The organism is Burkholderia diffusa (assembly GCF_001718315.1).
GTDB classification, from domain to species: Bacteria; Pseudomonadota; Gammaproteobacteria; order Burkholderiales; family Burkholderiaceae; genus Burkholderia; species Burkholderia diffusa_B.
Genome location: NZ_CP013364.1, coordinates 157,077 through 174,266, shown reverse-complemented (window position 1 = coordinate 174,266; position 17,190 = coordinate 157,077). Strand labels below are relative to the sequence as shown.

11 protein-coding genes and 1 pseudogene are annotated in these 17,190 nt (G+C 63.6%); 2 read left to right on the top strand and 10 right to left on the bottom strand.

Annotated features, from left to right (window positions below):
- Nucleotides 1-14 precede the first annotated feature (14 nt).
- The 3 genes and pseudogenes from WI26_RS27535 to WI26_RS27525 form a co-directional block, all read right to left on the bottom strand.
- Nucleotides 15-284, bottom strand: coding sequence for a hypothetical protein (locus WI26_RS27535; protein WP_069227960.1), 270 nt, complete (start codon nt 282-284; stop codon nt 15-17).
- Complete coding sequence (locus WI26_RS27530; RefSeq protein WP_069227959.1) at nt 281-1,717, bottom strand: hemolysin; 1,437 nt, start codon at nt 1,715-1,717, stop codon at nt 281-283. The genes WI26_RS27535 and WI26_RS27530 overlap by 4 nt, the downstream gene beginning before the upstream one ends.
- A gap of 79 nt (nt 1,718-1,796) precedes the next feature.
- Nucleotides 1,797-2,711 (bottom strand): annotated as a pseudogene (locus tag WI26_RS27525) (ShlB/FhaC/HecB family hemolysin secretion/activation protein); the annotation flags it as partial.
- 117 nt (nt 2,712-2,828) lie between these two features.
- Between WI26_RS27525 and WI26_RS32465 the strand changes: the two are divergent.
- A complete protein-coding gene (locus tag WI26_RS32465) occupies nt 2,829-3,065 on the top strand; it encodes a hypothetical protein (protein WP_155768837.1) in 237 nt (78 codons plus the stop codon).
- Between the two features lie 438 nt (nt 3,066-3,503).
- Here the strand turns inward: WI26_RS32465 and WI26_RS27520 are convergent, their stop codons facing one another.
- The gene (locus tag WI26_RS27520; protein WP_155768836.1) at nt 3,504-12,599 is read right to left on the bottom strand and encodes a hemagglutinin repeat-containing protein; all 9,096 of its coding nucleotides are present in this window, start codon (nt 12,597-12,599) and stop codon (nt 3,504-3,506) included.
- A gap of 283 nt (nt 12,600-12,882) precedes the next feature.
- Complete coding sequence (locus WI26_RS27515) at nt 12,883-13,134, bottom strand: hypothetical protein (protein WP_059593966.1); 252 nt, start codon at nt 13,132-13,134, stop codon at nt 12,883-12,885.
- A 118-nt stretch (nt 13,135-13,252) separates the two neighbouring features.
- Here WI26_RS27515 and WI26_RS27510 point away from each other — a divergent pair, with 118 nt between their 5' ends.
- The gene (locus WI26_RS27510; RefSeq protein WP_069228336.1) at nt 13,253-14,503 is read left to right on the top strand and encodes a phosphatidylserine decarboxylase family protein; all 1,251 of its coding nucleotides are present in this window, start codon (nt 13,253-13,255) and stop codon (nt 14,501-14,503) included.
- Between the two features lie 39 nt (nt 14,504-14,542).
- Here the strand turns inward: WI26_RS27510 and WI26_RS27505 are convergent, their stop codons facing one another.
- The 5 genes from WI26_RS27505 to WI26_RS27485 all read right to left on the bottom strand — a co-directional run bounded on the left by WI26_RS27505 (nt 14,543) and on the right by WI26_RS27485 (nt 17,165).
- Nucleotides 14,543-14,767 carry a hypothetical protein gene (locus WI26_RS27505; protein ID WP_069228335.1) on the bottom strand — a complete coding sequence of 75 codons (225 nt, stop codon included), beginning with the start codon at nt 14,765-14,767 and terminating at the stop codon, nt 14,543-14,545.
- Between the two features lie 261 nt (nt 14,768-15,028).
- Complete coding sequence (locus WI26_RS27500) at nt 15,029-15,370, bottom strand: DUF1488 domain-containing protein (RefSeq protein ID WP_069227957.1); 342 nt, start codon at nt 15,368-15,370, stop codon at nt 15,029-15,031.
- Nucleotides 15,371-15,373: 3 nt separating this feature from the next.
- Nucleotides 15,374-15,922 (bottom strand): type 1 glutamine amidotransferase domain-containing protein, encoded by a 549-nt coding sequence (locus WI26_RS27495; protein ID WP_060324634.1) that lies wholly within the window; start codon nt 15,920-15,922, stop codon nt 15,374-15,376.
- Nucleotides 15,923-16,219: 297 nt separating this feature from the next.
- On the bottom strand, nt 16,220-16,585 hold the full coding sequence (locus WI26_RS27490) for a DUF3022 domain-containing protein (RefSeq protein WP_059511503.1): 366 nt from the start codon (nt 16,583-16,585) through the stop codon (nt 16,220-16,222).
- 91 nt (nt 16,586-16,676) lie between these two features.
- A complete protein-coding gene (locus WI26_RS27485; RefSeq protein ID WP_059511504.1) occupies nt 16,677-17,165 on the bottom strand; it encodes a hypothetical protein in 489 nt (162 codons plus the stop codon).
- Between the last annotated feature and the right edge of the window lie 25 nt (nt 17,166-17,190).

The window sequence follows — 17,190 nt, the reverse complement described above, 5'->3', positions numbered from 1 at the left end:
AACTAAATCTATTGTCATTTTGACTTTCCCGGCTCGTCGTTCTTCACTTCGTAGCTCTTGCGCGCCTTTTTGTGGCTGTTATCGAATGGTTTGATCTTCAGCATATGCGCTCGACTGGAAATACCCCCAAGGGCCATCATCGCAAAGCCAAGGAGGAATGCCCCAGCTCTGATCCATTGCGGCATTTGGTCAAGTCCAAGTCCTGCCAATGCCAAGGCTAAGCCGACCAGAAAAAGTACAACTCTCAGCCACCCTGCGAAATTACCGTCTTCGATGAGTCTCATTTCTTTCCTTTTTCAACACTCTGACCGAAAATCGAATTCAACTGCTGACCAACCCAATTGCCGATCGCTGTTGAAAATGGTTGCTTTTTTATCACTTCGGATGTGCCATTGATGACCAGCGACGCGATAGGAATTTTATCTCCAACCACTTGACCACCGAGTGCCAAAGCACCTTCGTAAGTGTATTGACCTGCATTGGGACTTACCAGTTGGGATAGGGCGTCAGCTCCGATACCTACGACCGTCGCTCCGTAGGCAATTGTTCCAAACGCTGGAGCAAAGGGTGACGGCACGGCAGCCCCAGTTGCCGCAGTCGACGAAATCCACCCCGCAGTATTCGACACCATCGAGGCCGTATCCGCAGTCGTGCCCTTCACATAGTTCGCATCCGACTGGTCGAACTTCGTAAACGGTCCCGTCAGATTGAACCCCGGCCCGCCGTCTGTAGAACGATCATAGTTAAACTGGCTCGGTATCTGACCAGGAACAGCCGAATCCGCGTTTGCCGCGATGTAAGATTGCAACTCAGGATTCGCAATCACTGTCTTCTGCGTCAAAACGATCTGGCCATCCGCCGTCGGTTTCGCTCCAACCCATTGTGCGCCCATGTCAGTCGGCGTCGTACCCACAAGGGTTGCCGGCGCGCCGGATTCGTAGCTCCCATTCATGGACACGCCCATGATCCGCATCTGATCCTCGATCTGCGCCTGCGTGTACTTACCCCTACTTTTCTCGGCTAGCCGCTTAGCGAGCGTCTTTTCCTCAGGATGCAACTGCCGATTGAACCGATCCACGTTGTATCCCGAGAACGCCCCCGATTCCCCACCCACAGCCGCACCAGCCCCCGTCGCAAGCGCGTTCGCCACGATATTACCCAGCGCCTGATTCATATTGGCGTTGCCGGTCGGATCGCTGCCTGCAATCCCGCTGCTCAGCTCGTTCAGCTTGCCGGACGCGATCGACGCAATCGCCGCACCGGCTGCGCCGCCTACCGCATTGCCGCCGGCCAGTCCCGTCACCAGCGCCGCGCCTGCACCTTGCATCAGTGCGCGATTCGCTCCGCCTTCCTTCCACGCATCGACACCTGCCCGGTCACCATTCTTCTCGGCTTGCCGTTTCATCTCGTCGGCATAGTCCCCGATCCGGCGCGACACCGCTTCGCCAGCCGCGCTGGCCGCCGCCATCATGTCCGCTTGATTGCTCAACAGGTTCTGCATGTCGGGGAGTTTGGCGACCGTACCGTTCGTATTCGTCGTGTCGCGGTTCAAGCTCGCCACATCCTGCTTCCGGTTCGCCGAATCTGTGATCGTGACCGTCCCCGCGCTTACGCCGCTCTTCGTTGTTGCACTGTCGCTACCGCTGTCGTTCTGTCCAAGCATAGGCGCGCCGCCCGCATTCTTGCCCGACGTGCTGCCGTGCGTGCTGTAGTTCATCCCGCCGTCGCCGGGCGTCGCGCCCGCGCTGAAGCCGCTCGAACTCGCATCGTAGTGCGACTGATTCTGGACGTCCGATCCAGTAGCCCCACGGGATCGAATAGAAGCCGTTCCAGCCGTGCGAGCCGAGCCGCTTGTCGCCGAACTCGAGATCCTGGCTCACGCCGATGTTGAAGATGTCGTTTAGGCCAAGGGGATTGTCGATGCCGAGCGACAGGTTGCCCTGCAGGCGGCCGGTCGCCCGCGTGCCCGAGTTGTCGATCGAGGCGACGACGGTCCACGGCTTGGCGCGCTTCACGTCGAGCACGACGTCGCTTTCGCCGGGCACGTCGGCCGGGACGATCTGCATCGACACGTCCTGGCTCGACACGCGCTTCATCTGCTCCAGCCCTTGCTCAAGGTCGCGCAGGTTCAGCAGTTCGCCGTCGCCGTTCGGGAAGGCGGTCTTCCAGGTGCCGCGGAGCTTTTCGTCGGCGAAGCGCACATGGCGGATGACACCGGGGATCAGCGAGAGCTTCAGCGTGCCGGTCGACAGATCTTGTTCGGGCAACAGCACGCGCGTCGTGACATACCCGTGCGCCAGAATCGCCTGCGACAGGCCCTTGACGAGCACATCGAGGCCTTGTTTGCCGACGCACTGGCCGGCGTAGTGCTCGAGCCATTCGCGCGCGAAGGCGAATCGATCCATCGGCAACGCCGACGCGCCTTGCGATTTCAGAGAAGCAGGCAGCGTATCGGGCACGTCGAGCGCAAAACGATCAATGCGAAAGCACGGCGTTTCCGATGGCAGCGTGGGATACCCAGCGCTTGCCACCACGTCCGGACGCACCCCGGGTGCGGTGACGATCCGCTCGCGCTCACGTGCCTCTTCCTGCTGTCGGGATTGCTGGTAGTTGCCCGGAACGGTCAGGCGCGGAGTTTCCTGCGCCGACACGCTCGTCGCGATAAACAGCAGTGCTGTGGCGATAGAATTCCCTCGGCGAATAATTTTCATGTTCTTCTAGATATGGGGTCGTGGACTACAACCAGATCACGCGTATTCGTCAAGGATGCGACGGCTTATTAACGCGGTCAGCACACTTATCATTTAAAAAAGTCCGGCAAAAAATGCATGGACGGCACCCATACTGATCCAAGCAGCAGAATTATGCTTGTGCGTCATCTTGGCCGCTGCTCTGGATTTTTATTACCGCCGACTGTCGCCATCCAACCATCCTGCTTTCCAAGAAATGCCTTAGCTAAAGAAGATATTCATCAATATCACGTAAACGATAAAGCCAATAATCGCTGTGAAAAAGCACCACCAGATGATTTTCTGTATCCGCGTTTTCGGAACAGATGTAATTGACGGTCCCATGGCTACCACCTAATCCCAGTTTTCCCTTGATCAATGGAGAGGCCCCAGCCAACTGAAGCAGGGTTGTTTGTCTTCCCCACGTTTACACCTGCACCAAAGCCTACAACAGTTGCTGTACCGTTTCCAGGCGACACCATGATGCCGCCCCCATACCACCGTCAAGTGCCGATCCGCCACCTGCATATCCGCCAGCAAAATTAACGGTCCCGTCAACGTGAAAGAGCATCCAGGCCTCGCCGACTGATCTCAACCAGACTGACTCGGCACCTGACCCAGCGCCGCCGAGCCCGTATTCGTCACGATTTTAAAGAGAAAAAATGTTCTTTAGCACCACATACGCGATAAAACCCATAATTGCGACGAAGGCAACAATTCCCACCACCTTCTGCATTCGTGTCTTAGGAGTTGATCCCGGAATACCAACCATAATTACCACCCCATCCCTGTTTTGCCTTGATCTACGCTGTAGCCACCACCAACGCCACCGATATTGACATTCTTCCCAGCACTAACGCCACCACCGACTCCAATAATCGTTGCCGTTCCATTGCCTGGTGAATTCATAATTCCTGCGCCAAATAAACCGTAAGCGCCAGTCATGCCGCCAGCATAGCCGCCAGCAAAGTTATTCGTCTGGCCGGGAGCAACGCTTGTTTGATTGAGCCAGCCGGCAGTAATACTTGCCGACGCCTGAACCGGATTGGGGAGTGCCATATTTACACCAGTCCCGAAGTACGCGTGACCATCTCGCGTAAACGTCCCCCATACGCTTCCTACAAAGTAATCGACCTGGAAGTTTACAAAGTCCGGGGCTCTCACCAATCCCGGATTCGAGCCCGTCGTCGTTGCCTGATAGGAGAACCCACTACCCTGCGCCCCCTTCGCAATATACGCTTGCAAATCCGGATCACCCGGTCCCAGAGATTGCGTCCACACCGTTTGCCCGGCTCTGTTCACGCCATACTGCGTCCATTCCGTCCCGTCTTGCGGCTTATCGCCCGACGCCACCCGCACATTGCCCGGCAGCATCCCGCCGTCCGACGTCACCAGATTCATCTGTGCCATTTGGTCCACGATTTGCTCCACCGTGTACTTACCGCCGCTCTCCGTCGCCAGCTTCTTCGCCAGCGTCAGTTCTTTCGCCTTGCTATCCTCATGCAACTGCCGATTAAACCGGTCGACGTTGTATCCAGAGAACGCTCCCGATTCACCGCCCACAGCCGCACCGGCCCCCGTCGCAAGCGCGTTCGCCACGATATTACCCAGCGCCTGATTCATATTGGCGTTGCCTGTCGGATCGCTGCCTGCGATCGCACTACTCAGTTCGTTCAGCTTGCCAGACGCGATCGATGCAATCGCCGCGCCGGCTGCACCGCCGACTGCGTTGCCGCCGGCCAGTCCCGTCACCAGCGCCGCGCCTGCACCTTGCATCAGTGCGCGATTCGCTCCGCCTTCCTTCCACGCATCGACACCTGCCTGGTCACCATTCTTCTCGGCTTGCCGTTTCATCTCGTCGGCATAGTCCCCGATCCGGCGCGACACCGCTTCGCCAGCCGCGCTGGCCGCCGCCATCATGTCCGCTTGATTGCTCAACAGGTTCTGCATGTCGGGGAGTTTGGCGACCGTACCGTTCGTATTCGTCGTGTCGCGGTTCAAGCTCGCCACATCCTGCTTCTGGTTCGCCGAATCCGTGATCGTGACCGTCCCCGCGCTTACGCCGCTCTTCGTTGTTGCACTGTCGCTACCGCTGTCGTTCTGTCCAAGCATAGGCGCGGCACCGCCCGCATTCTTGCCCGTCGTGCTGCCGTGCGTGCTGTAGTTCATCCCGCCATCGCCGGTCGTCGCGCCCGCGCTGAAGCCGCTCGAACTCGCATCGTAGTGCGACTGGTTCTGGACGTCCGAGAAGGACAGCGAACCCGTCGTCAGCGAATTCTTCGACGCATCCGCGTCGCTCGCGATCAGTCCGCCCTTCAGGTCGGTATTGCCGGTGACGTTGATATTGAAGCCGCCATCGCCCGCGTGAATCCCGGCCTGTTCATTGACGCCCGCATAGCTGCCCGACGCGTTGCCCTTGCTCTGGCTGAAGCTCGCGCTGGCGCCGCCCTGACTGATGCTGAAGCCACCGCCCGAACTCGACTGATGCGCCGCGCTCGACAACGTGTCCTGCACACTCACAATGTTCAGGTTCCCGCCCACATCGGCATTCACCTGATTGCCCTTCACGTTCGAGCCGATGATGTTCGTATCGCCGCCCGAGATGATCGTCACGCCGTTTGCTGCGTTCACATGGCTGTTGTTCTGCGTGGCGAGATCGCTGTTGCCGTCGCCGTTGGCCTTCGACATCGCCGCCGAAACGCCAAAGCCCCCCGTGCCGACCGACACACCCACGCTCGCGCTCTTCGACTCGTTCGTGCTGCGCGTCGAATCGGTGTCCGTCGTATTGACGATATTGACCTGATTCTTCGCGGCCAATATCACATCGTTTGCGTTCACGTTAGAGCCGGCGATCGTCACATTGCCGCTGCCCGGCTGCCCGTTCCCGGTCGACGCAAACGCCACCGTCCCGCCTGCATTCACGTTCGAGCCGCGATTCGTCACGCTGTCTTCGGAGAATGCGCTCTTGCTGTGACTGCTGCCGACGCTGACTTCGACCTTGAACTGAGGCGTTTCGCCTGCCCCCAGTGCCCGGACCACATCGCCCGCGGCCATGTTCGCATCCCACGCCGCGCTCGCTGCGGCCATTCCGTGCAACGCTGCCGCGCGTCCATCCTGGCTATTGCCAGCCGCACGCGATTGTCCTACGGCATTCGACACCGCGTCGATCACCGGTGCCTTCAATGCCAGCGTCACGCCACTCTTCGAGACTTCCTGCGTTTCGCCACGGTGATGTGAGTCCTGCGCCGAGTCGATCGTCACGTTCGCACCAGTGCCGCTGAGGTTTTGCGCGGCAAGCAGATCGCTTCCCGTTACGTGCAGGTCGTTCCCGGCAGTGATGCTGACGTTACCCTTCAGCGAGCCGATCGTACTGCCGTTGTTCGATACCTCGTTCGTCTGACTGGTCGTCTTCAGCGAGCTGCTGCCCACCGACACCGACAGGCCGCCACCCGCCATTAGCCCCGATTCCTTCTTATCGTAGTAGCTCGACGACTGCAAGGTGTCCTGCGACGTCGTAACCGTCACGTTGCGTGCGGCCGTGAGCGTCACGTCGTTCGTTCCGACGATGGTGCTGCCCTGAACATTGACGTCCTTGCCGCTGACAATGTTCACGCTGTCCGCCGATACCAGACTGCCCTGATTCAACGTCATGGTCTGGTCGATGCCGCTCGCGACCTTCACGCCGCTCACCACATTGCTATGGCTGTGCGTTTCGTGCGAGTTGAGTTCGTGCGTCTCGGTTGCCGCACCGACATTCACGTCACCGGCCGCCAGCAGGTTCGCATTGCCCTTGTCGAGGCTGATCGCACTGCCGGAGAGCGTGATGTCCTTGCCCGACACGATATTGACCGTGTCGCCGCCCTTGAGCGTCGTCGCGGTCAGCGTCTGATCGGACGTATGCAGCGTTTCCGCATAGCTGCCGTGGCTGTCGCTGCCCGAGCTGTTGCTGTTCACCGCCGATGTCGTGCTTGCCGCGCCGAGCGTCACGTTGCCATTTGCGGCGATCGTGCCGCCCTGGCCGAGGTCGATCTGCGCACCCTTGGCCGTCAGGTCTCCGCCGACGGCGATCAACGATTGCCCACCGACCGTCACCGAACTACCCGTGACCTTGTTGATGTCGGTATTCGACACGCCGTTCGCCCGCTGCACGATCTTGTGCTCGCCGGTCTGCACGGCACCGAGATCCCAGTTTCCGCCGACGTTCATCCCGAGGTTGCCGCCAACCGACAGGTTGCCCGCATTCTGCTGGAAGTTACCGCCCGTCGTAATGGATGCATCGCCCGCGACATCCAGCTTCGCGGTCGGCCCGAGCGTCGTCACCACGCTCGTCGCACCATCGCGACTCACGCGCGTATTCGTCTTCGTCGCGGTATCGAGAACGAGGTCCTTGCCCGCATCCAGTAGCAGACTGCCGGCCTTCACATTCGCCGACGTCAGATCGATGTTGTTCTCGGTGTTCAGCGACATCAGCTCGCCGCTTTGCAGTGCGCCGAACGCGTTGTCGATCTGCTTGCCCTGGATGGCCAGCGTGTTGTCCGCCTTGATCGTCCCGCTGTTCGTGAACGACTGCGCGTTCTGGAAGTCGATGTTCGTCGCGCTGATCAACGGCCCGTCGATATTCTGCTGGCTGGCCTTCGCGAGATACACGACCGGCACGAGCACCGACTGACCGTCGACCACTCGCGTTTCCATCATGATCACGTTGCTGGTCAACTTCGATACCTGGTCGGCCGACAAACTCGCGCCGATCGGCAGATCGAGCGACTTCGACAGATCCGCCCCTGCCGTCATCAGCGATTGATACATCGACTGCAAGTCGGCATACGGCCCCAGCACCGCCTTGCCGGTCAGCGACGTGATTTCGTTGCGCACGAGCTGCTGCTCGTAGAAGCCGTCGCCGAGGCGCTTCGGGATGTGCGTGAGGTCGACGCCAAGCTGACCGAAGAAGTAGTCGCTCGAGATGAAATTCTTCTTGTTCGTGAATGCCGGGTTCGTTTCGATCACGTAGTTCGCGTTGGGTGCGGCAGTCGGCCGGTACAGCCCGCCCTGCGGAATCGTGAGGTTGTCGAGCACGTTCAGTGCGGTCGCACTCGCGATGACCGGATCGACCGGCGCCTGCGGACCGCCATGCACCGACGACGCCCCCGACTTCACTCCGCTCGCGTTGCCGCTCAAGTTGCTCGGTGTGAGACCGGGCACCGACTGCCCCGGCAGCAAGCCGAGCGACGGAATCGATGCGTTGCCCGCCGTGTTGTTGACGCTGACACCCGTGCCGGAAATCGTGCCGTTCGAGCTCAGTGTCGAGCTGTAGCCGGGCAGCTTGTAGTCCTTGATCGAGGCAGGCGCCGCCTGCGTGTAGCCACCCGGGCGCCCGGTCACGAAAGGCGCATTGCCGAACGGCAACTGCCAGTTGTATTCGCTGTTGTCGTAGTTGTTGTAGTGATACTGCCCCGAGTAGGAAACCGTCACACCCGGCAGGTTCTGACCGGACGCCGCCCAGCCGTCGGCATCGTAGCGGGCCGGCATCTTGATGTCGCCGACCGCCGCGATGTTGCTCCAGTAGTTTTGCAGCGTGCCGACCGACGACGCGTCGATCTTGCCGCCCGACACGATTTGCGCGGCCGGGCTGAGGTCCGTCACGGTCGTCGCCGTCGCGCTGTCCGCATAGTAGGTCGTGTACTGATACGTGCTGTTCCACTGGCCGCCATGAGGCGGCTCGGTATAGACGCCGCCGATGCTGTCAGGATCCTTCACGCCAACCTGGCCCGTACGGCCGCTGATCGGGATACCGAACTGGCCGAGCAACGATGAATCGATCGAGCCGGTCGAGGTCTTCATCACGCGGCGCGTGCTCGTCACCTTGTCCGCATGCAGTTCCATGTCTGCGCCGGACTGGATCAGCGCCGACGCGTTGTTGACCAGCGCCGCATTCGTGTAGTTGCCGCTCGCGTCCTTGCCGCCCGCCAGGACCACCTTGCCCATGCCGAAGATGGCGGTCGTCGCCATCGAATCGGTCGCGGTCGTGTCGTCGCGGTTCTCGATGTCGCGCGTGAGGATTTCGAGCGTGCCGTTGCTGTCCGAACCGCCAATCAGCGCGGTCGGACCGAGGTTCGAGATCGTATTCGTCGCGTTGAGCGAAGCGCTCGCGCCCACGAGTGCGCCCGTGTTCGTCAGGTTGGTCGATTGCGTGCGCAGCAGACCGCCTGCAGTCAGCGCGCCCACGTTGACGATGTTGCCCGCGTTGACGCTCAGGTTGTTGACCGACTGCAGGTTCGCGTTGTTCGTGAACGTGCCGGGCAACGTGAAGCCGAGGTCGTGGCCTACATTGAACTGCGTGTCGGCCGTCGCCGTATAGTCGCCTTGAAGGCTCACGTTGGCGTCGTGCGTCGCGCTATAGGTGCCGCCGCCTTGCAGCGTGGCCGCCGCGATCGACAGGTCGTGCGTCGAGCTGATCTGGCCGTTCGTGTTCGTGATCGCGTCGGTCGTCGTGACGTCCACGTCGCCGTTCGATTTCGTGACGTTGCCGACGATGTTGCCAATGCGGCCGCCGCTGTTGTCCAACGTGCCGCCTTGAACATGCAGCGATGCGCCGCTGAGCTGACCGCCCTGCGTGTTGCTGATCGACGCGGCGCTGACCGTCACATCGCCGTTGCCGGTAATCGCGCCCATGCCCGCTACGCCGCCGGCGTGGCTGTTGGCGATCTGGCTGCCGCCTTGCACCGTCATCTTGCCCGCACCGAGGTCGACAATGGCGCCGTCCGCGTTGTCGATCGAGGCCGATTGAATGGCGAGCGTGCTGGTGTCACCCGCAACCGATTGCCCCGCCTGGATGTGGCCGCCTCGGTTTGACAGCGCGCCGCCGTTCTTCAACGACAGCGACGCGTCCGATCGCAGCAGGCCCTGCGCGTTGTTCACGTCGCCGGCGATGGTCGCATTGATGCCGCGATGCGCGGCGAGGATGCCGCTCGCGTTGTTCCAGGAAGCCGCGTTGACGATGGCTGTCCCCTTCGTCACGATGGTGCCCGACGCGTTGTTCAGCGCGCTGGCTCCATTTCCAGGTGCGATCGTCAGCGTGCCGGTGCCGGCGTGCGTGATGGTGCCGCCCGCGTTGTTCAACTCGGCCGGCTTGAGCGTCAGGTCCGTGGCGTTGGTCTGGATCACGCCGGCGGCCGAGTTGTCGAGTGTGCCGCTGACATTGATACCCATCGACGACGCGCCGTATTGCGTAATCGTGCCGCCATGGTTGACGAGGTTGGCAGCCGCGAGCGCCAGCTGATTGGCCTCGAGCTTGCCGCCACTGTTGTCGAGCGTCGAGTCGGCTGTGACCGACAGGTTCGGCGCGACGATCGATCCGCCCTGGTTCGTCATTGAACCCGTGCGGATGGTCGCGTTCGTGCTCGCGCCGATCTGGCCGCCGTCGTTCGTCAGCGTGCCGCTGGAGGCGCTCACGTCCGTGTTCGACAACAGCTTGCCGCTCGCGTTGTTCAACGTACCGGCGACGGTTGCCGTCAGCCCGTTCTGCGCGATGATCGAGCCCACCGAGTTGTTCAGTGTGCCGGTTTGCGCGACGACGCGCCCGTTGCTCGCGATCGAACCGCCTGCGTTCGATACGGAACCCGCCCCGCCTCCGAGCGTCAGTGTGCCGTGGCCGGCATGCGTGATCGTGCCGCCGTCATTGATGAGCGCGGACGGGGTGAGCGTCAGGTCGGTGCTGTTGGTCTGCAGCGTACCGCCGTTCGAGTTGTCGAGCGTGCGCGACACATTGACGGCTATCTGGCCAGCACCGGTCTGCGTGATGGTGCCGCCGTGATTCACGAGATCGGTCGCATTCAATGACACCTGTTCGGCCTGTACCGTGCCGGCGCTGTTGTCGAGTGTCGTCGCGCCAATCGTGGTCGTATTGCCGACGATCGATCCGCCGTTGTTCAACAGGTGCGCACCGGCATCCACCGCGACGTTCTGCGCGGCCTGCAGCGTACCGCCGCCGTTGTCGACCGACTGGCCCGAAACGTGAAGATTCGTGTTGGATGTGATCGCGCCGCGGTTGACAACGTTTGCGCCGCGAACCGAAACGTCGCCATTGCCGCCGATGACACCGCCTTGCGCGCCGTTCGCCGTCGCGCCGGCAGCGTTGGTCAATTGGCCGCTCGTCGTCACCGACAAACCGTCGCCGTTGAGCGACGTGATCCGACCCGCCGTATTGTCCAGCGACGCACCGACCACCGTCATGCCGGCCGCGCTTTGAAGAGTGCCCTGGTTGTTCGCGATGGCGCCGCCATGCACGTCTGCCGTGCTCTCGGAAATCAGTTCGCCGGACTGGTTGGCGATCTGGCCAGCCACGTTGACTGACAGCGGCCCCTGTGATGAAACCTTGCCGCTCTGGTTCGAGATGGCACCACCGGTCAGCGTCGTGATGCCGCCACTCGACAGGCTGCCGCGATCGTTGATCACCGTACCGGAAGCACTCGCCTGAATGGCGCCTTGCGCGCTCGTCGTCGCGTTCGACAGGTTCACGTCGCCGGCCGTCGCGTTCAGTGACAGATTGCCGTTCGCTGCCGTCTGGCTGCCGGCGAGATTCACGCTGCCGCCCGTCAGCGATGCATTGCCGCCCGCGACATTCTGGCCGGTCGCGGACAGTTGGCCGGACGCCGTCAGATTCAGGTCGCCGCTGTGTGCGACGGAGCCGTCGCTGTTCACGCCAGCGCCGAGCGTGCCGGTCGAATTGATGCTCCCGGCATTTACCGTCGTATTCTGCTGCGCCGCGAGGGTCCCACTGCTCGTCAGATCGGCCGCGGTGCTCGCCGACAACGATTGCTGCGCGTATGTCGTGCCGCTATTCTGGACGTCACCCGCGGCCGACAGCGCCAGATTGCCGCTTGCCGTGGTCTTGCCGGCGAGCACGAGCCGGCCGTTCGACTGCAGCGTCAGGTCGCCTGCCTGCGCCGCGATTGTCCCGGCGTTGGCGACCCCCACACCAAATTCGTTCGATGCGAGGACGATCCTGTTGGCATACATGCCGCCCAACTGGCTCACGTCGATCGCGACCGCCGGGGCTGGGCCGTCGCCGGCAATCGGTGTCGCGGCAAGCGTGTCGTGATTGACCTGAGCCGCGCCTGCGATCACGTTCAGGTTTTTCGCATAGATGGCGGAATTGGCTTGTACCGCTCGGGCGATAAGGTCCACCTGATCGGTACCGGTTGCGTTCAAGCCGGCGCCCGAGACGGTCACGAGTCCGCGGTTGACGTTGTACCCGACGAGCGAACCATCGGCGCCGTAGTACGGCACGCCGGTCGTCAAGGTCGCGCGACTGGTATTCAGGAACGTTCCACCGTCAACGAAAATCCCGGACGGGTTAGCCAGGACAAGTTCCGCGCGGGCGCCAGCGATCTCCACCGCGCCGCGAATTTGAGAGGGGTTCGGACTGTTGACCTGGTTGACGATGATCCGCGCGGCCTGTCCGGCGCCGTAGTTCGGGTTGCCGTTGATCCACCCCGCCTGCTGCGTCCGAACCATCGTGGCCGAGTTGTTCAGGATCGCGCCAGCGCGTTGTACGTCGAACTGGTTGTAGGTATTGACCGATACACCCGCGCTAGAGGGACGTGCCACGTTGACTTGCGGTAAGCCGTTCGGCGTCTGGATGACCTGCGTGCTGGTGCCCGGCGTCGGGACGATCTGCGCACCGGACAGGGTGGGCAGCAGGCCGAGCGCGGCGACGCTCGCCACAACAACTCGAGCGCCAGACGTCGATGATCGACGACGCGCACGTGCTTCGCCGGTTGCCGATTTCCCGTCAGCCGTCACTGTCTCCGCGACAGCGACCACCATACCCCGAAGCCTGGAATACACCAGGCGATGCGTATTCTTGTTCATTCTCGCCGACGCGGCCCGCGTCCATTCGTTGGTTATTGGACGAGAGCTTACGGAAACCATGAAAGGTAACCGTCAACAATTGCCAAGCTGTTGACGGAAAACCACAAATTCGAATTTTCGGACACGTCTGATTGACGCGACGCACGGACCTTTCTGGCCTCTCTCTAGAGGGCGCGCCGAAGGACAACGCGTGCGGCCCTCCGCGACGACGATTCGACCGATCCCGCGCTTGTCGATCGCTATCGGCCGGAGCGGCCGGCGGGCCAGCCATGAGCGCACACCGTCACGACCACTCTTCCGGCGGCATCTCGCCGCCGTCATCCTCCCAATGCGGCTCGCCGGTCTCGTGACGGCCGCTCGGCGCCACCGGCCCGTTTCCGCCGCCGCGTTCGGACCGCCGTGCACCGTCACGTGACGTCCTCGCCCGCACGCGTACCCGCGTGCGGGTCGGCGCCACGGTCCGCTGTTCGCCGCTGCGGCGCTCGTCGGTCGATGCCGCATCGTTCGTCTGTCGCACATTCGAAGCTGCGTTCATGTGTCCTCTCCTGAGTCAGGGAAAGCATCCGTCGCCCGAGTGCAGCAATTTGGATGCCGTGCACCGGGCAAGCACATTGCTACGTGCGTTCGTATCGCAATTCCTGCCGGAGGTGAGCATGCCGACCGATCCCAGCACGTCGCCCGCTACGCGCCATCGTCTCGGTGAATGGATGGCCCGCGAGGAATCGCACATGGCCACGTACCGCGAAGCAATCGCGAACGACGCGCGCGCGCATGCCGGCGAACGACTGCGCACGCCGGCCGTGCAGGCACTCGCGCGACTGTTCGACGACGACGCGGTGCTGCGCATGAGCCTTACCCGCGCGATCGACGAGGCACGCGACGCAGGCCACACGCTAGGCTACGCATCGATCGGCGAACTGATGACGGTGATCGATCACCTGATGACCTATACGCCGCCGTTCAGCGAAACGAGCCTGATCGTGTGCCCGTTGAACGCGTTCCTCGACTGGCCGATGTGCATGCCGTCGGGTCACGCTGTATTTCGCGACGCTGCGGTCAACGCGCACCTGAAGCAGGTGCTGAACGTGTGGTGCGACTTTCTCGGCGGCCCGCATTCGCGCGCGCATCTCGACACGTCGCCGCCCGACGGGTGGTTCTGCGACGAAGCGCGCAAGCGCCTCGGCCTGTCGCAGTTCCAGTATCGCGAGGACCAGCCCCACTGGGGCTTCGACTCTTGGAACGACTTCTTCACGCGACGCTTTCGCGCGGGCGCACGGCCGGTCGCGGCGCCGGACGATGCGCGCGTGATCGTCAGCGCGTGCGAGGCCGCGCCGTATCACACCGCAGCGAACGTGAAGATCCGCGACACGTTCTGGGTCAAGGGCCAGCCTTATTCGCTGCGCGACATCTTCACGCCCGCACGGCTGCCGCTCGCGGAACGGTTCGTCGGCGGCGATCTGTACCAGGCATATCTGAGCGCGTACAACTATCACCGCTGGCATGCACCGGTGCGCGGCACCGTCACGCAAGCGTACCGCGTCGACGGCGCCTACTACTCGGTCGCCGAAGCGGAAGGCCCGGACCCGGCCGGCCTCAACGACTCGCAGGGCTACATCACCGCCGTCGCCGCGCGCGCGATCGTCGCGATCGACTGCGACGATCCGGGGATCGGCACCGTCGCGGCCGTGTTCGTCGGGATGGGCGACGTTTCGTCCTGCATCGTCGAAGTCGTGCCGGGGCAACGCGTCGACAAGGGCGACGAGATCGGCTATTTCCAGTACGGCGGCTCGACCTGCTGCCTGCTGTTCGAAGCCGGCGTGATCGACCGCTTCCTGTTCGCGCCGCCGTTCGACGGCGACACACCGGTCGTGCAGGTCAACGCGGCGGTCGCGATCGCGCGCTGAGCCGCGCAGCGTCCATGCGCGCGCGTCACGCGTCGGGAATCACGCGTCGTGGCCGCCGAAGTCGCGGCCGTCGTGCCGCTGCACGCACCGGACGACCGTCAACCCGTCGGCGGTCAGCGCGGGGCGGCTCGTGCCCGACGCGTCCTGTCGCATCACGATCAACTGTCGTTCGATCAGGGCGACGATGTCGTCGCGGTCGGTCTGGATCTGTTCCGGTGCGCGATGCACCAGGAACAGCGCGGCGAATTCATGGGCGGTCAGCATGCTCTTTCCCCGTTGACGGCGATGCACGATGCGGCGGCGGCATCGCGGCGACGCGCGGCGCGAAACGTGCGCCGGCGACGAGAGAAGCATGCAGGGAGCGTGCCAGATGGTGGGACGCGGGCGCCCCGCGTGCCACGGGCGCGCGACGCGATGTGTCACCGCGAAGCGCGTGATGGCCGCTGCAAAGTTTTCAACGGCGTGTAAGCGCGCACGCGATCGGTTCGCCAGCCCGCCCGCGTCGGCAACTCGCAGCCCGGCGGATCACGACTTCCTCGAACGGAACAGCCCGGCCCGCGCCGTTTTACCGGCCGCCTTGTCGCGCACGCGGAAATAGCCGCTGTGCAGTTCCACGCCGCCCTTGCCGTCCGCGAGCACTTCCTCGCATGCGGCCTCGATGCGCGCACGGCCGCGCTCGAATGCGTCGCGGAGCTCGGCTTCGAGCGCCGAGCGCGCGCCGAAATGATCCTCGAGCGCTTCCACCGTGATCGCGCACGTAAGCGGCTTCCCGTCCACCTCGACGAGGAAGCGCATCTGCAGCGCCGCGCCGTCGAACTCGGGCGGCGCGTCGGTCAGCGTCACATGGCGGACCGAATCGGCCGGCATCGCTCAGGCCCCCCGCGACGCGAGGCATTGCACCAGCGCGCCGTTGAACGCGGGCAGGTCGGCAGGCTTGCGGCTCGTGATCAGGTTTCCGTCGCGCACGACCTCCTGGTCGACCCACTTGCCGCCCGCGTTGCGGATGTCGTCCTGCAGGCTCGGCCAGCTCGTCATCGTGCGGCCGTCCACCAGCCCCGACGACACGAGCAGCCAGCCGCCGTGACAGATCGCGGCGATCGGCTTGCCCGCGCCGACGGCCGCTGTCACGAATTCGCGCGCGGCCGTCACCATCCGGATCGCATCGCCGTTGACGACGCCACCGGGCAGCACGACCGCGTCGTAGTCGCCTTCGCGCGCATCGTCGAATGTGTGATCGACCTTCACGCGATCGCCCTTGTCGACGTGCCTGAATCCCTGGATCTCGCCGCGCTTCTGCGAAATCACGTCGACCTGCGCGCCTTCGGCCCTGAGCGCGCGCTGCGGTTCGACGAGCTCGGCTTCCTCGAAGCCGTCGACCGCGAGTATCGCCACCTTGCAATGGTCCAGCTTTCCGGTCATGGAGCGCTCCCTGTGATGTCGCGGCACCGATCGTGCCGTGCCCGTCGCGCAGCAATCGGCGTGCCGCGCATGCGAATGGCACCGCATGCGCCCCTCGCATCCATGGGGCGCGACCCGCAATCGCCGAACGGCGTCACGCGCGTGAACCGCCGCGTGACACGCGACGGCCGACGTCACGCCGTGCGGTGCCGCGTCTGCAAAGATTTCAATGTGATGTAACGCGACTGCCCGCGGCAGCCGCCGCGCGCCGGCATCCGACACCGCACCCATGCGCGGGCCGCGGCAGACTCGACCGGCTCACTGCAGATGACGCGCCGCGTCGAGCATCGCGTCGGTCAGCTCGACCGTCAGCGTCAGGTCCTCGGTGACGTCGGGCAGCGTGTCGAGCGTGGCCTGCACGGCATCGTGCAGCATCGCGTGCACGCGCATCCGCGCGCCGTCGTCGAGATCCGCGTAGCGCTCCATCGTGTCGCAGTCGAGCGCGAGCACGACCGAGTGCCGCGCGGTATCGGGCCGCGCATCGGGCGCCAGGGCCCATGCCGCGTGAAACGTGATCCTTCCGGTCTCGATGTCGAGATGTACCGTCGTATCGAGATCGTCGGTGTCGACCTCGTCGGTGTCGAGTTCGGTCGGGTCGAACGAGGTCCGGTGATTCGAGTCCATGATGTCCTCCTGCGTGGTGGCCGTGTGCCGGCCCCGCGGCCGGCGCCCGCCATCGCGCCGCGCCGGTCGCGCCGGCGCGACACCGTGATCGTCAATAGCCGCTGGAACCCGCGCTGCCCGTACCGCCCGCGCCGCCGCCGCCCGAGCCTGTCGCACCCGACGAACGGCCGCTACCGGCGCCCGCGCCGGTGCCGCCCTCGCCTGCGCCCACGCCGCCCATGCCGGCGCTGCCCCCCGCGCTGCCGCCACCGTTGGCGCCGCCCGTGCTGCCGCTGCCGCCGGTGCCGGCGCCGCTCGGGCCGCCCGGCTTGGTGCGTACATGCGGCCGCCCGTGTGAACGGGTGGCGCGCGGTTCCTGCATCCGGGTCGCGGGCGGCGGCGCCGCCGTATTGCCATTCGACATGCTGCCGCCGGTGCCCTGTGCGGACGTATCCGGCGGCGACAGGATCGGCGCGCCGGTGCCCTCGTCGGAGCGTTGCGAATTCTGTGCCCACGCGGCCGGTGCGGCCGCGACGAGTGCGACGGCGGCACACGCAAGGATCCGGTGCGCGGCAGATTTCGATTCGAATACTGGCTTCATGGAACGTTCTCCCTCAATGGAACGG

Bases quoted from the DNA above. Each gene is read 5' to 3' on its own strand.
- WI26_RS27490 (WP_059511503.1), bottom strand. From the start codon at position 16,585: ATGGACTCGAATCACCGGACCTCGTTCGACCCGACCGAACTCGACACC.
- WI26_RS27515 (WP_059593966.1), bottom strand. From the start codon at position 13,134: ATGAACGCAGCTTCGAATGTGCGACAGACGAACGATGCGGCATCGACC.
- WI26_RS27510 (WP_069228336.1), top strand. From the start codon at position 13,253: ATGCCGACCGATCCCAGCACGTCGCCCGCTACGCGCCATCGTCTCGGT.
- WI26_RS27530 (WP_069227959.1), bottom strand. From the start codon at position 1,717: ATGAACTACAGCACGCACGGCAGCACGTCGGGCAAGAATGCGGGCGGC.
- WI26_RS27495 (WP_060324634.1), bottom strand. From the start codon at position 15,922: ATGACCGGAAAGCTGGACCATTGCAAGGTGGCGATACTCGCGGTCGAC.
- WI26_RS27520 (WP_155768836.1), bottom strand. From the start codon at position 12,599: ATGAACAAGAATACGCATCGCCTGGTGTATTCCAGGCTTCGGGGTATG.
- WI26_RS27535 (WP_069227960.1), bottom strand. From the start codon at position 284: ATGAGACTCATCGAAGACGGTAATTTCGCAGGGTGGCTGAGAGTTGTA.
- WI26_RS32465 (WP_155768837.1), top strand. From the start codon at position 2,829: ATGGACGGCACCCATACTGATCCAAGCAGCAGAATTATGCTTGTGCGT.
- WI26_RS27505 (WP_069228335.1), bottom strand. From the start codon at position 14,767: ATGCTGACCGCCCATGAATTCGCCGCGCTGTTCCTGGTGCATCGCGCA.
- WI26_RS27485 (WP_059511504.1), bottom strand. From the start codon at position 17,165: ATGAAGCCAGTATTCGAATCGAAATCTGCCGCGCACCGGATCCTTGCG.
- WI26_RS27500 (WP_069227957.1), bottom strand. From the start codon at position 15,370: ATGCCGGCCGATTCGGTCCGCCATGTGACGCTGACCGACGCGCCGCCC.